Here is a 14,698-nt window from a genome sequence, read left to right as displayed (position 1 = left end):
CACTATGACTGACAAGCCGCGCACCTTCCCCCTTTCCCTCGATTCGCTGGCCGGCAAGCCCGCCAGGCAGGGCGGGGGGCAGTCGCTGGCCCAGTCCAGGATCGCCACGCCGCAGACGGCCACGCAGAATGCGGCGCAAAATGCGGCGCGCGGCGTGGCGCAGCCGTATGGCGCGCACGCGGCCATCGCGCCGTCGCGCGCGCAAGCCATCGCCAATGAGCGGGCGCAGCCGGCCGTGGTGTCGCCGCCGCGGCAAAACCCGCTCGTCTCGGAAGCCGTGCGCCGGGCCATGGTGGCCCGCGTGGCGAAGCAGGGCGTTAAGGACCAGGTGGTGCTCGACGCCCTGCAAGCCGTGCCGCGCCACCTGTTCATGGACGAGGCGCTGGCGTCGCAGGCGTACATCGACGCTTCCTTGCCCATCGGCCACCACCAGACCATCTCGCAGCCGTATATCGTGGCGCGCATGATCGAGGTGATGCGCCAGGGCGGCAGCTTGCAGCGCGTGCTGGAAATCGGCACGGGCTGCGGCTACCAGGCGGCGGTGCTGTCGCTGGTGGCGAAGGAGGTGTATTCGATCGAGCGCATCCGGCCCCTGCACGAGCTGGCGAAGGCCAATTTGCGTCCGCTGCGCGTGTCGAATCTGCGCTTGCAGTACGGAGATGGTATGCTTGGCCTGCCGCAGGCGGCGCCCTTCGACGGGATCATCCTTGCCGCAGCCGGCCTGGAAGTCCCGCAAGCCTTGCTGGAACAGCTGGCGCCCGGCGGGCGTCTGGTTGCGCCGGTGGGGGCTAAATTGCAACACTTACAACTCATTACCCGGGTGGGGAAAATGGAATGGACCAGCCAGACCCTGGAAGATTGCCATTTCGTGCCTTTGCGCCCGGGCACCATATGATCCCCGGATCAGCTAGCAAGCAGGACCTAAATATACATGCGAATGATTAAGAAAAGTAACGTACTCCTCTGCAGCCTTGCGCTGGCCGCCCTGTTGAGCGGTTGCGGCACCACTGGCGTCCAGGCGCCCGTCGTCGAGCGCCATCCATCGAGCAGCAGCGCCGCCGCCAGCGATCCGCGCGACCGCGACCCGGCCTATTACACGGTCAAGCGCGGCGACACCCTGTTGCGCATCGCCCTCGAGCACGGCCAGAATTACCGCGACCTGGTGGCCTGGAACGACTTGAGCAACCCGAACGACATCAAGGTCGACCAGGTGCTGCGCGTGCTGCCGCCGACTGGCGACACGGGCGGCGCGCAAACGTCGGCCATCGTGATGCCGCCGTCGACGGAAATCAAGCCGGCCGCGCCTGCCGTGCCGAAGAAATCGGGTCCGCGCGGCGAGAAGCGCGCGTATTCCGACGCCACCCTCGCCGAGCTGCGCGCCGATGGCGGCACCGGCGACGCCAAGCCGGCGCCAGCGCCGGCAGCAACGGTCGCCGCCGCGCCGGCCGCCGCGGCTGCAGCCCCTGCCGCATCGGCGCCTGGCGACGACAAGATCAGCTGGATGTGGCCTTCCGAAGGCAAGGTCATCGGCACTTTCGACGAAGGCAAGAACAAGGGCGTCGATATCGCCGGCAAGGCGGGCCAGCAAGTGGTGGCCGCCGGCGCCGGAAAAGTCATGTATGCCGGGAGCGGAATCCGTGGTTATGGTAATCTTGTCATCGTGAAGCACAGTAATAGTTTATTGTCGGCGTATGCGCATAACCGCAGCATCCTGGTGAAGGAAGGGCAGAACGTCAACAAAGGCCAGGCCATCGCCGAAATGGGCGATTCCGATGCCGACCGCGTGAAGCTGCACTTTGAAATCCGCCAGCAGGGCAAGCCTGTCGACCCTTCGAAATTCCTGCCTAACCGTTAGGTAAAGCAATGACACACGCGCCGCACGATCAGCTGGACGATGACCCGGAACTGCCGGAAGACGGGGCAGACGAAGTCGTGACGGACGATGCCGGCGAGCTCGACGGCATTGACGCCGTCGACGCGGGTGAGGGCGGCGAGGTCGCCAGCGTCAGCGTGGTGGTCGAAAGTGTCGATGAACTGAAAAAGGTGCTGGCGGCCGAGCTGTCGACCGATACCACGCAGCACTATCTGAACCAGATCGGCACGCGGCCCCTGCTGACGGCGGCGCAGGAAGTGCATTACGCCACCCTGGCCAAGCAGGGCAATTTCGAAGCCCGGCAAACCATGATCGAGCACAATCTGCGCCTCGTCGTGTCGATCGCCAAGCATTACATCAACCGCGGCGTGGTCTTGCTCGACATGATCGAGGAAGGCAACATCGGCCTGATGCGCGCCATCGACAAGTTCGAGCCCGAGCGCGGTTTCCGTTTCTCCACCTACGCCACCTGGTGGATACGCCAGAGCATCGAGCGCGCCATCATGAACCAGGCGCGCACGGTGCGCCTGCCCGTGCACATGGTGCGCGAACTGAACCAGATTCTGCGCGGCAAATACCACCTGGAAGCCCAGCACCACGACGGCAAGGATGCCACCGCGGAAGACATCGCCCACCTCGTGGGCCGTCCCGTGGAAGAGGTGCAGGATATCCTGGCCTTGTCCGAGCATGCCACGTCGCTCGACGCGCCGCTCGACAACGATCCGCAATCGTCGTTGATGGACATGTTGCCGGGTGCCAGCGAAGACAGCCCCGATGCGCGCGCGGAACACCATGAAATGACGGTGCTGGTGCGCGACTGGCTGACCAAGCTGCCCGACAAGCAACGGGTCGTCATCATGCGCCGTTTCGGTCTCGACAACGACGATCCGGCCACCCTGGAAACCCTGGCCGAGGAAATGGGCGTGACGCGCGAACGCGTGCGCCAGATCCAGCAGGAAGCGCTGATTAAATTGAAGCGCGCCATGGCGGCACGCGGCGTCGTGCGCGACTCCCTGCTCTAAGGCGCCCGCTCCCGGTATTTGCGGGGCCGCATCTGCTATCATACGCCCCGCTCGCGGCGCCTGACCTTTTCCCCATTCTTTCAAGTTCCAGCGCGGCCCTGCGTCCTGGCCCACTCTTACCTATTGATCGCTATGCAAGAAAATATCATCGAAATCAAATCGCTCGACATGGACGCCCGTGGCGTTGGCCATATTGAGAACGAAGACGGCTCGCCGGGCAAGGTCGTGTTTGTCGAAGGCGCGTTGCCGGGCGAGCGCGTCAGCTTTGTGACGTTCAAGAAGAAGAAAAACTGGGAAATGGCCCGCATGACGGCGCTGCACCGCGAATCGTCCATGCGCGTGACGCCCAAGTGCAAGCATTTCGACAATTGCGGCGGCTGCTCGATGCAGCACCTGGAGCCGTCGGCGCAGGTGGCGATCAAGCAGCGCGTGCTGGAAGACAACCTGTGGCACATCGGCAAGGTGCGTCCGCAAAGCATCATGCGCCCCATGTATGGCCCGACCTGGGGCTACCGCTACCGCGCGCGCCTGTCCGTGCGCCACGTCAAGAAGAAGGATGCCGTGCTGGTGGGCTTCCATGAAAAGAAATCCGCGTTCGTGGCCGACATGGATAGCTGCGAAATCCTGCCGCCGCACGTGTCAAACATGCTGCTGCCGCTGCGCGGATTGATCGCATCGCTGTCCATCATCGACCAGATGCCGCAGATCGAGCTGGCCGTCGGCGAAGACGTCACCGCCATGGTCTTGCGCATCATGGCGCCGTTGACGGCGGATGACGAAACAAAATTGAAGGCCTTTGCCGACGAATACGGCGTGCAATGGTGGCTGCAGGTGAAGGGGCCGGAAACGGCCGTGCCGTTTTATCCACTGGACAAGCAATTGCATTACCTGCTGCCGGAATTCGGCGTCAAGATGCCGTTCAAGCCCGTCGATTTCACGCAGGTGAACCACCACATCAACCGCGTGCTGGTGTCGAAAGCCCTGCGTTTGCTGGAAGTGCAGCCGACGGACCGCGTTGCCGACCTGTTCTGCGGCCTGGGCAATTTCACCTTGCCGCTGGCCACGCAGGGCAGCGAAGTGGTCGGTATCGAAGGCAGCACCACCCTGACGGAGCGGGCGCTGGAAAACGCGCTGGCCAATGGCCTGGCGGAAAAAACCTCGTTCTCGACGCGCAATCTGTTTGAAGTGACGACGGACGACCTGATCGCGCTGGGCAAGTTCGACCGCATCCTCGTCGACCCGCCCCGCGATGGCGCCATGGCCCTGTGCCAGGCGCTGGTCGGCCTGTCGCAAGTGCGTCCGGACCTGCTGCCCAAGCGCATCGTCTACGTGTCGTGCAGCCCCTCGACCCTGGCGCGCGACGCCGGCATCCTGGCGCTGGAAGCGGGTTATGTGCTGAGCAAGGCGGGCGTGGTGAACATGTTCCCGCATACTTCGCACGTGGAATCGATGGCGGTCTTTGATCTGATCTGAGGGCACACCTGATAAAACGTCCATAGCTGCGTTGCCTTGCCTAGCCGTACTATTCGTACTGTCTTCGGCAAGGCGCCTTGCTCTGAACGTTTTTCAGGCGCGCCGAGGCTATCCATGCGCTGGCCCGGATTTCGCGCTAATACCACTTACAGTGTATTAAAAAACTGGTCTGTCTTTTCCCGATCCAGCGTCTTTTCTCCTCCTCCCTCTGCCGTTTTTTGCTTGTCCAGTAGGACAACACGCCGTTCGCATAATCCGCTGCGCTTTCTGCACGAAGTGGTATTGCTCACTTTGATGCCACTTTAAAACCACTTGACCGCCTATTTTTTCAGCAGCATGCTGTTCTTGCAACTGCAGAAAAACAAGATCACAGGGTAGCTTTTCATCGAAGCAGAGTGGTATGTCCGCAAACCTGAACAGGAGACAGCGTGGAAAATTTGATACTCAAAAAAACGATCAGGAACATGATGGTATGTCTGGCCAGCGGTGGCGTGCTGGCGGCATGCGGTGGTGGCGGCGACGCCAGCGCGCCCGGCGGCTCGCAATTGCTGGCGGCCAGCACGGTCGTGGCTTGCGTGCCATGGCAGGAGGGCGGTACGTATAACGCGGGCACGGTGGTCACATACCTGGGCGCCAATTACACGGCCCTGGTGACGCAGACCGACCACGTGGGCTCGGGCTGGAACCCCGTTTCCACGCCTAGCCTGTGGAGCGCGGGCGGCACGTGCGACGGCGGCACCACGCCGACACCGACACCGACACCGACACCGACACCGACTCCCACGCCAACCCCGACGCCGACACCGACGCCGACACCGACGCCGAATCCAACCCCGACACCCACGCCAACGCCAACGCCAACGCCAACGCCGACGCCGACCGGCGGTACCTGCGCACTGGCGTGGGCGGCCGGCACGGCTTACAGCGCGGGCGCCACCGTCAGCTATGCGGGCACGAATTACCGCGCCAACTACTGGACGCAGGGCGACAACCCGTCGACCAGCAGCGGCGCCGCCGGCACGGGCAAGCCATGGACCAGCCTGGAGATCTGCAGCACCACGCCAACACCAACGCCCACTCCCACTCCGACACCGACACCTACGCCAACGCCGACGCCAACCCCGACCCCGACGCCAACCCCGACGCCAACCCCGACCCCGACGGGCCGCGAAGTGGGTTCCTATTTCGCGCAGTGGGGCGTGTATGGCCGCGACTATGAGGTGGCGAACGTGCATTCGAGCGGCGTGGCCGACAAGCTGACCTTCATCAACTACGCTTTCGGCAATATCTATCCGAAAAACGGCGGCTACGAGTGCGGCATGATCACCAAGGCCGAGCCGGGCGCGACGAATCCGAATTCGCCGGACGCGGGCACGGGCGGCGATGCCGAGGCCGACTACATCCGCACGCCGAAGCGCACCGTCGATGGCCAGGCCATTCCTTGGGACGCCCCCTTGTCGGGCAACTTCCTGCAGCTGAAAAAGCTGAAGGCGGCGCACCCGAACCTCAAGTTGTTCATCTCGCTGGGCGGCTGGAGCTGGTCGAAGAATTTCTCCGTCGGCTCGGCCACGGACGCGCTGCGCAAGCAGATGGTGCGTTCCTGTATCGATATCTACATCAAGGGCAACCTGCCGGTGCAGGGCGGTCGCGGCGGCGTGGGCGCGGCGGCCAATATCTTTGACGGTATCGACATCGACTGGGAGTACCCGGTCGGCGGCGGCCAGCCGTACAACACGGTCAGCCCCAACGACAAGCGCAACTTCACCTTGCTGATGGCGGAATTCCGCAGCCAGCTCGATGCGCTGGGCGCCGCCAACGGCAAGCGCTACCTGTTGACGGCCGCTGTCGGTGCCGGCAAGGACAAGATCGACAACACGGAACCGGCCCTGTACTCGCAGTACATGGACTGGATCAATCTGATGACCTATGACTTCCACGGCGGATGGGAAAACAGCACCAACTTCAACGCCCAGCTGTTTGCCGACCCCGCCGATCCGTCGACGGGCATGGCGCGCGAATACGTGGGCGACAAGGCGGTGCAGTACATGATTGCCGCCGGCGTGCCGCGCGACAAGCTGCTGCTGGGCATACCGTTCTATGGCCGCGGCTGGACGGGCGTGGCGCCGGGACCGAACGGCGATGGCCTGTACCAGGCGGCCACGGGCACGGCGCCGGGCACCTACGAGTCGGGCATCGAGGACTATAAAATCCTCGTCGCCAAGTCCGGCACGCGCTACTACCATCCCGTGACCAAGCAGCTGTACCTGTACACGGGCGCGGGCGGCCAGTGGTGGAGCTATGACGATCCGACCGTCATCGGCACCAAGGTGAAATACGTCAAGGACCAGGGCTTGCGCGGCGCGTTCTCGTGGGAACTCGATGGCGACGCGAATGGCGTGCTGGCGACCGAGGTGTGGAAGGTGCGCTAACCGTGTGCTAGCGTAGCAGGATGCGGCCGGGCGGCATTGCTGCCCGGCCGCTTGTTCACATAAAAAAAGAGGAGACGGGCGATGGCGGCGGTATCGACATTCGGAGTCAAGCAGCAGACGCAGGAGCAGGAGCTGAGCCGCGAGTGGCGCAGCTGGATCGCGGAAAACCTCATGTTGGGCAGCCATCCGTCGGCGCTGATGCCGGTGCTGCAACAGGCCGGCATCGCGGAGGCTTTGGCGCGCCGCGAAATCGAGCTGGCGCTGCACAGCCCCTACCTGGCGGGCGCCGTGCGCCTGTCGAACCGCCTGGCCAAGCGCGACTGGGTGATCGATATCCAGCGCAAGCTGAACCACCTGCGCCCGCCTGAGATTCCCCGCCGCGAGCGGCTCTCCGCGCAGCAATTCCTGGACGAATACTATTCCACCAACCAGCCCGTCATCATCACGGGCATGATGGACGACTGGCCCGCCCTGAGCAAATGGAGTCCGGCCTACTTCCGCGACCATTACGCGCAGCGCGAGGTGGAGGTGCAGTTCGGCCGCGAAGCGGATGCCCAGTACGAAATGAACAGCGTGGCGCACAAGCGCAAGATGGCCTTCGGCGAATACGCCAGCCTGGTCGAGGGCAGCGGCGCGACCAACGATTTCTACATGACGGCGAATAACAATTCGCAGAACCGGCAAGCCCTGCGCGAGCTGTGGGACGATATCGGCCAGCTGCCCGAATACCTGAAGCAGGAGGGCGGCCCGACGGGATTTTTATGGTTCGGCCCGGCCGGCACGGTGACGCCGTTCCACCACGATCTGACGAACAACTTCATGGCGCAGGTCAAAGGGCGCAAGCGGCTGCGCATCATGGCCGCCTGCGAGGTGGCGCGCGTGTACAACCAGCGCCACTGCTTTACGCCCGTCGACGGGCGCGCCATCGACCTGCAGCGCTACCCGCTGATGGCCGACGTGCAGGTGCGCGAATGCGTGTTGGCGCCGGGCGAGATCCTGTTTTTGCCCGTCGGCTGCTGGCATTTCGTCGAAGCGCTGGACGTATCGATGACGGTGGCGTTTACCAACTTCAAATGGGATAACGATTTTTACAGCAAGTATCCGACGAATCACGACTTTTGATTGGGGCCGCTTGCCGCGAACAGCCGCCGTACAGGCGGCTTTTTTCATTGTACGGTGTGCTTCTTGTATAAGATATTTCTATAAAAAAATTTACTCAAATCATTTTGCAGCAATTATTTTGATATGAATCGCCATGATGTTTCATTATCCAGATGGTCATGGCGGGCGGATAATTTTATGGCTGGCGCGGCGCCGGGCCGCTGATGGGGCTTGCCGGCAAGCGCCGGCACCGACAACCATCTGGAGGCGGCAGGGCATGAACACGCAGCAAATGACACAAACGCAATTACAGCAAGTTCCAGTACTCAAGCTTGACACGCGGCTGACCCGCGAAGCGGCCGAATTGCTGGCCAGGGCCGACATTCACCTGAATGGCCGCGCCGCCTGGGACATGCAGCTGCGCAAACCGGGCGTGCCGGAACGCGCTTTCGCCAGCGGCAACCTGGGCCTGGGCGAAGCCTATATGGATGGCGACTGGGATGCGCAGCAGCTCGATGAATTTTTCTGTCACCTGCTGCGCGCCAGGGTGGCCGACGACGTGCGCCCCATGCGTCTGGCCTTCCACGCGCTGTACGCGCGCCTGTTCATCCTGCAGACGGAGCGCCGCGCCTGGATGGTGGGCAAGGAGCATTACGACCTGGGCAATGCCTTCTACGCGGCCATGCTCGACCCCCGCATGACCTATACCTGCGGCTACTGGAAGGAGGCGGCCAACCTGGCCGAGGCGCAGGAAGCCAAGCTCGATCTGGTCTGCCGCAAGCTGCGCCTGGAGCCGGGCATGCGCGTGCTCGACATTGGCTGCGGCTGGGGCAGTTTCATGCGCTATGCGGCGGAAAAATACCAGGTGCAATGCGTGGGCGTGACGATCTCGCAAGAGCAGGCCGCGTATGCGCGCGCCATGCCGGGCGGCGAGCAGCTGGACTTCCGCCTGCAGGATTACCGCGACACCGATGAAAAGTTCGACCGCATCGTCAGCATCGGCATGTTCGAACACGTGGGCCACAAGAACCACCGTACCTTCATGGAAGTGGCGCACCGCTGCCTGGAAGACGACGGCCTGTTCCTGCTGCACACGATCGGCAAAAATAAACGCCATTCCACGTGCGACCCGTGGATCGACAAATACATTTTCCCGAATGGTGACTTGCCGTCTATCGGGCAGATCGGCGACGCCATGGACGATCTGTTTGTCGCCGAGGACTTGCACAATTTCGGCGCCGACTACGACAAGACCCTGATGGCCTGGCATGAAAACTTTGAGCAGGCGTGGCCGCAGTTTGCGGCCCAGCTGGGCGAGCGCTTCCACCGCATGTGGTCGTATTACTTGCTGTCCTGCGCCGGCGCCTTCCGCGCGCGCGACTTGCAGCTGTGGCAATGGGTCTTGTCGAAGCAGGGCGTGCTCGGTGGCTACGAGCGTGTCAGTTGAGGTGGGCGGCAGCTGATATCATGGCTTGATGGACATCAATCAAGCGCGTACCTTCCTCGAAGTGGCTTCCTGCGGCAGTTTCATCATGGCCGCCGAACGCATGCACGTGACGCAGACGGCCGTCAGCGCCCGCATCCGCACCCTGGAGCAGCAGCTGGGGCGCCAGCTGTTCGTGCGCAACAAGGCGGGCGCGCGGCTGACGTCGGCGGGCGAGCGCTTCATGCGCCATGCGGCCACCATGGTGCAGGTGTGGGAAAGGGCGCGCCACCAGGTGGCCCTGCCGCCGGGGCGCGACGACGCCGTCAGCATCGGCTGCGAGCTGAGTCTGTGGCAGCCGCTGCTCGGCGACTGGCTGATACGCATGAGCCGCGATTGTCCCGAAATCGCCTTGCGCGCCGAAGTCGACAGTCCCGCGCGTCTGCTCGACGCCGTGCACGACGGTTCGCTCGACCTGGCCGTGCTGTACAACCCGCCGCAGCGCCCGGGCCTGGCCAGCGAATTGCTGGCCGAGGAAAAGCTGGTGATGGTGACCACGCGCGCCGACGGACAGATGCATGCCGATACCTATGTGTACGTGGATTGGGGGCCCAGCTTCGCGGCCAACCACCAGGCGGCCTACCCTGAGCTGAGCAGCCCGCCCGTGTCGATCTCGCTGGGACCGCTGGCCCTCGTCTACCTGCTGGAAGTGGGCGGCGCCAGTTACTTTCGCATCGGCAGCGCGCAGCCGTATCTCGACGGGGGCTTGCTGCACCGCGTGCGCGACGCGCCCGAATTCTCGCATTCCGCCTACGCCGTCTACGCGGCCCAGCGCGACAACCCCACCCTGGACCGCGCCCGCGCCTGCCTGCTGGAGGTCGCCGAGAAATCCAGGTAGATCCGATAGGCGTAAAAAAAGCCGACCCGCGGGTCGGCTTTTTGTTCAAGCGCAATGCCTGGTCTTAATCGCGGCTGCCGCCAGCGAAACCCAGCAGAGACAACAGGCTGGTGAAGATGTTGTACACGTCCAGGTAGATGCGCAGGGTGGCCGAGATGTAGTTGGTCTCGCCGCCGTTGATGATTTGCTGCACGTCATACAGGATGTAGGCCGAGAAGATGGCGATGGCGACCATGGAGATCACGATCGACAGTGCCGACAGGCCCAGGAAGATGTTCGCCACCGACGCCAGGATCAGCACGATCACGCCGGCGAACAGCCATTTACCCATGGCCGAGAAGTCGCGCTTCGACACCGTGGCGATGGTCGCCATCACGGCCAGGATGGTGGCCGTGCCGCCGAATGCCGTCATGATCAGCATGCCGCCGTTCGAGTAGCCGAGCGTGCGCGTCAGGATAGGCGTGAGCATCAGGCCCATGAAGAAGGTAAAGCCCAGCAGGACGGCGACGCCGAGGCCCGAGTTCTTGGTTTTCTCGATCGCGTACATGAAGCCGAATGCGACGGCCATGAAGATGATGAAGCCCATGCCGCCGGTCAGCATCGGCAAATGCATCTGCACGCCGATGAAGGCGCCCAGCACGGTCGGGATCATGGACAGCGCCAGCAGCCAGTAAGTGTTGCGCAAGACCTGGTGGCGGACTTGCTGCATGCCCCCCGACAGGTCAAAGGTGCGTTGCATGTTCTGATTCATAGTGCCTCCGTGTTGTCAATTCAAATTACTGCTTTACCCAAGGATAGCATGGGGGGCGGAATTTGCCAAAAAAGCAGCTTAAGATTTCATTAAACAGGCACTGGGCGGCAAGATGCCCCTGCCTGCCTCGGTGATATGGGGTGGAGTATGGTAAAATCAAAGGTTGATTGAGTTATCAATTTACCGTTTTAAACCTTACTTTTATTGGAGTTTTCACACATGGCAATCGAACGCACCCTGTCGATCATCAAACCAGACGCAGTTGCAAAAAACGTAATCGGTCAAATCTACACCCGTTTTGAAAACGCTGGCCTGAAAATCGTTGCAGCACGCATGACCCAACTGTCGCGCGAACAAGCTGAAGGCTTCTACGCAGCGCACAAAGAACGCGGCTTCTTCAAGGATCTGGTCGACTTCATGGTTTCCGGTCCAGTCATGATCCAGGCCCTGGAAGGCGAAAACGCCGTTCTGGCCCACCGTGACCTGATGGGCGCGACCGATCCGAAGAAAGCAGAAAAAGGCACGATCCGCGCCGATTTCGCCGATTCGATCGACGCCAACGCCGTACACGGTTCCGACGCTGTCGAAGCTGCTAAAGTGGAAATCGCTTACTTCTTCCCAGAACTGAAGGCTTAATTGCCTTAGATAACGTTATTTCCTGGCGTTATCTGTGAAATAACTTATCACCCCCTGTTCCCGCTGCGCTGTGGAGTTGTTGCTCCGGATGCGCGCGGGGACGGATTTTTAGAATAGACATGATCATGAATACGACGACCCTCACCAACTTGCTGGACCTCGATCCCGCGCAACTCATCGCCTACTGCGCCGAGTTGGGAGAGAAACCGTTTCGTGCGAAACAATTGCAACGTTGGATACACCAGTTCGGCGCTGCCGATTTCGACGCCATGACGGACTTGGCCAAGTCGCTGCGCGACAAGCTGGCCACGCGCGCCGAAGTGCGCGCCCCGGCCATCATCAGCGACCACACGTCGACGGATGGCACGCGCAAGTGGCTGGTCGACGTGGGCAATGGCAATGCCGTGGAAACCGTGTTCATTCCGGAAGAAAACCGCGGCACCCTGTGCATCTCGACCCAGGCCGGCTGCGCAGTGAACTGCCGTTTCTGCTCGACGGGCAAGCAAGGCTTCAACCGTAACCTGTCCGTGGGCGAAATCATCGGCCAGCTGTGGATGGCCGAATTCGAATTGCGCCGCACCAAGGGCATCGAGCCGGGCCCGAAAGGCGAGCGCCAGATCACCAATGTGGTGATGATGGGCATGGGCGAGCCCCTGCTGAACTTTGAGCCGACCGTCACGGCCCTGAAATTGATGCTTGACGATAACGCCTACGGCCTGTCGCGCCGCCGCGTGACCCTGTCGACGTCGGGCGTGGTGCCGATGATGGACAAGCTGTCGCAGGAAGTGCCGGTGGCCCTGGCCGTCTCGCTGCACGCCTCGAACGACGCCTTGCGCGACGGACTGATTCCACTGAACAAGAAATACCCGCTGAAGGAATTGATGGCGGCCTGCAAGCGCTACCTGGAATTCGCCCCGCGCGATTTCATCACCTTCGAGTACTGCATGCTTGACGGCGTCAACGACAGCGACGAGCATGCGCGCGAACTGCTGGCGCTGGTGCAAGACCGCGAGTTTGGCGTGAACTGCAAGTTCAATCTGATTCCATTCAACCCGTTTCCCGAGTCGGGCCTGTTCCGCTCGAAAAACCCGCGCATCAAGGCGTTTGCCCAGGTGCTGATGGATGGCGGCATCATCACCACCGTGCGCAAGACGCGCGGCGACGATATCGATGCGGCCTGCGGCCAGCTGGCCGGCGAAGTCAAGGACCGCACGCGGGTGCAGGAACGCATGGAAAAGATGACCGAGTATCAACAGAAATTCGGCGCCAATTTCGGCAAGATCGTGGAGATCCGCTCCTGATGAGGGAAAGCATGGCTTACCAACGCTCGCTCGCTGTGGCCGCTGTTTGCCTGGCTGTGCTGCTGGTCGGCTGTGCTTCCACCGCAGACAAGGAGCAAGCTGCATCTGTCGAGCAGCGCGCCGCCTTGCGCTTGCAGCTGGCCAGCGCCTATTATATGCAAGACCAGTTTGTGGTGGCGTTGGCCGAAGCGGAACAGGCTGTGCAGCTGGTACCGGACAACGTCCAGGTGCGCGGCATGCGCGCCCTGATTTTCGCTGCCATGCATCAACCTGGGGCTGCTGAAAAAGATTTTCTTTACGCATTGCGCCTCGCGCCCCACAATCCCGAGTTGAGCAATAATTATGGCCTGTTTCTGTGCCAGACCGGGCGCGCGGCGCAGTCGCTGGCGTATTTTGATGCCGCATTGCAAGATGCCGCCTATGGCACGCCTGAACTTGCGCTGCATAATGCGGCGTCGTGCAGCCTGCTCATGAAAGATTACCCGCGCGCCGCCAACTACTGGCTCAAGGCGGAGCGCATCGCACCTGGCGCGGCAATCACGTATGCCGGCCTGGTGCGCGTGTATTACCAACAGCAAGACTACCGGCAAGCGGCTCATTATCTTGAGCGGCTCGGTAAAGTAGCGACAATGGAGAGCCAGACGGCCGATGTGCTGTGGCTCGGGATCAAGGTGCAGCATAAGCTCGGGGATGCGGGTGCGGAAGCTGGCCTGGGGGCGCATTTGCGCAACCACCATTCCGGCTCCCCCGAATATGCTGCTTATCAAAATGGGGCGTTTGATGAGTGAGACAGGGATACCAATGAATTCAGAGTGGGCAGAAACGCCTCAGCAGCAGCCCCAGGGCAATCTTGCGTTGGCAGGCGCGCAGTTGAAGGCGCAGCGCGAAGCGCTGGGCTGGCCGGTGGAGCAGGTGGCCGACCAGCTCAAGCTGGCGCCGCGCCAGGTGATCGCGCTGGAAGAGGGCGACATGGCGGCCTTGCCGAACGTGGCCGTGGTGCGCGGTTTCGTGCGCGCCTACGCCAAGGTGGTGCGTCTTGACGCGGCGCCGCTGGTGGCCATGATCGAAGTCCATCCGGCGCCGGCGCAAGACCCGGCCGCGCCCGTGCGGCGCGAGATTTCCGCCACGTTTTCCGAATCGCGCTTCCCGTCGATGACGCAGCGCTCGTCGAGTCAGACGCCCCTGTGGATCGCCGGTGCCGTGGCCGTCGTCGTGGCGGCCGCCTTTGGCGCCTATAAACTCGGCTACGTGCCGGCCAGCCTGCTGTCTTCGCAGGCCGGGAAGGAAACCGCGCATGCGGAAGTGGGCCCGGTGGAAACGACCCTGATCAAGCCGGGCCAGGATTTGACGCCCGTGCAGACGCCGTCCGTGCCCCTGATTTCCGTGCCGCCGCCGCCAGGCAACGATACGCAGACGGGCGCGCCGGCTGCCGCCGCTTCGGCGCCGGCCGCCGCCGTGCCGCCAGCAGCTGCGCCGGCGACGACGCCAGCGGCGACGGCTGCCGCGACGCCGCCCGCTGCCGTCCCCGCCGTGGGCGCGAATGCGCTGGTGCTGACGGTGGAGCAGGATTCCTGGGTCGAGATCCGCCGCCCCGGCGCTTCTCCGCTGATTTCGCGCATGGTCAAGGCGGGCAGCACGGAAACGTTCGATATCACGGGTCCGGCCACCCTGGTGGTGGGCAAGCCGGGCGTCGTGCAGGCAACCTTGCGCGGCGCCAAGCTGGAGCTGCCGACCGTGGCCGGTGGCACGATCTCGCGTGTCAGCATCAAATAATTGCACTCATCGTTCAAG

13 protein-coding genes are annotated in these 14,698 nt (G+C 62.7%); 12 read left to right on the top strand and 1 reads right to left on the bottom strand.

Annotation, left to right across the window (positions count from 1 at the left end):
* Window positions 1-4 precede the first annotated feature (4 nt).
* The 8 genes from ACQ4W4_RS02805 to ACQ4W4_RS02770 all read left to right on the top strand — a co-directional run bounded on the left by ACQ4W4_RS02805 (window position 5) and on the right by ACQ4W4_RS02770 (window position 10,219).
* Window positions 5-895 carry a protein-L-isoaspartate(D-aspartate) O-methyltransferase gene (locus ACQ4W4_RS02805; protein WP_436540692.1) on the top strand — a complete coding sequence of 297 codons (891 nt, stop codon included), beginning with the start codon at window positions 5-7 and terminating at the stop codon, window positions 893-895.
* Between the two features lie 42 nt (window positions 896-937).
* Window positions 938-1,855, top strand: coding sequence for a peptidoglycan DD-metalloendopeptidase family protein (locus ACQ4W4_RS02800; protein ID WP_436540691.1), 918 nt, complete (start codon window positions 938-940; stop codon window positions 1,853-1,855).
* A gap of 8 nt (window positions 1,856-1,863) precedes the next feature.
* Window positions 1,864-2,895, top strand: coding sequence for an RNA polymerase sigma factor RpoS (gene rpoS, locus ACQ4W4_RS02795; protein WP_070223369.1), 1,032 nt, complete (start codon window positions 1,864-1,866; stop codon window positions 2,893-2,895).
* 132 nt (window positions 2,896-3,027) lie between these two features.
* Window positions 3,028-4,368, top strand: a complete 1,341-nt coding sequence (rlmD, locus tag ACQ4W4_RS02790; RefSeq protein WP_436540690.1) for a 23S rRNA (uracil(1939)-C(5))-methyltransferase RlmD — start codon at window positions 3,028-3,030, stop codon at window positions 4,366-4,368.
* 464 nt (window positions 4,369-4,832) lie between these two features.
* A complete protein-coding gene (locus tag ACQ4W4_RS02785) occupies window positions 4,833-6,797 on the top strand; it encodes a glycosyl hydrolase family 18 protein (RefSeq protein ID WP_436540689.1) in 1,965 nt (654 codons plus the stop codon).
* An 81-nt stretch (window positions 6,798-6,878) separates the two neighbouring features.
* The gene (locus tag ACQ4W4_RS02780) at window positions 6,879-7,919 is read left to right on the top strand and encodes a cupin-like domain-containing protein (RefSeq protein ID WP_436540688.1); all 1,041 of its coding nucleotides are present in this window, start codon (window positions 6,879-6,881) and stop codon (window positions 7,917-7,919) included.
* 256 nt (window positions 7,920-8,175) lie between these two features.
* Window positions 8,176-9,345 (top strand): cyclopropane fatty acyl phospholipid synthase, encoded by a 1,170-nt coding sequence (gene cfa / locus ACQ4W4_RS02775; protein ID WP_436540687.1) that lies wholly within the window; start codon window positions 8,176-8,178, stop codon window positions 9,343-9,345.
* A gap of 28 nt (window positions 9,346-9,373) precedes the next feature.
* Window positions 9,374-10,219 (top strand): LysR family transcriptional regulator, encoded by an 846-nt coding sequence (locus ACQ4W4_RS02770; protein ID WP_436540686.1) that lies wholly within the window; start codon window positions 9,374-9,376, stop codon window positions 10,217-10,219.
* Window positions 10,220-10,283: 64 nt separating this feature from the next.
* On the opposite strand, the gene ACQ4W4_RS02765 is transcribed toward ACQ4W4_RS02770, so the two are convergent.
* Window positions 10,284-10,970, bottom strand: a complete 687-nt coding sequence (locus ACQ4W4_RS02765; RefSeq protein ID WP_034752039.1) for a Bax inhibitor-1/YccA family protein — start codon at window positions 10,968-10,970, stop codon at window positions 10,284-10,286.
* A 219-nt stretch (window positions 10,971-11,189) separates the two neighbouring features.
* Here ACQ4W4_RS02765 and ndk point away from each other — a divergent pair, with 219 nt between their 5' ends.
* The 4 genes from ndk (at window position 11,190) to ACQ4W4_RS02745 (ending at window position 14,680) form a co-directional block, all read left to right on the top strand.
* Window positions 11,190-11,606: a nucleoside-diphosphate kinase gene (ndk, locus tag ACQ4W4_RS02760; RefSeq protein WP_070223377.1), complete on the top strand. Its 417-nt coding sequence runs from the start codon at window positions 11,190-11,192 to the stop codon at window positions 11,604-11,606.
* 125 nt (window positions 11,607-11,731) lie between these two features.
* Window positions 11,732-12,907 carry a dual-specificity RNA methyltransferase RlmN gene (rlmN, locus tag ACQ4W4_RS02755; RefSeq protein WP_436540685.1) on the top strand — a complete coding sequence of 392 codons (1,176 nt, stop codon included), beginning with the start codon at window positions 11,732-11,734 and terminating at the stop codon, window positions 12,905-12,907.
* Between the two features lie 11 nt (window positions 12,908-12,918).
* A complete protein-coding gene (gene pilW / locus ACQ4W4_RS02750) occupies window positions 12,919-13,695 on the top strand; it encodes a type IV pilus biogenesis/stability protein PilW (protein ID WP_436540684.1) in 777 nt (258 codons plus the stop codon).
* Between the two features lie 13 nt (window positions 13,696-13,708).
* The gene (locus ACQ4W4_RS02745) at window positions 13,709-14,680 is read left to right on the top strand and encodes a helix-turn-helix domain-containing protein (protein WP_436540683.1); all 972 of its coding nucleotides are present in this window, start codon (window positions 13,709-13,711) and stop codon (window positions 14,678-14,680) included.
* The last annotated feature ends 18 nt before the right edge of the window (window positions 14,681-14,698 follow it).

The organism is Janthinobacterium glycogeni, assembly GCF_051380725.1.
Classification (GTDB): Bacteria; Pseudomonadota; Gammaproteobacteria; order Burkholderiales; family Burkholderiaceae_D; genus Janthinobacterium.
This window is presented reverse-complemented; position numbering and strand designations above follow the sequence as displayed.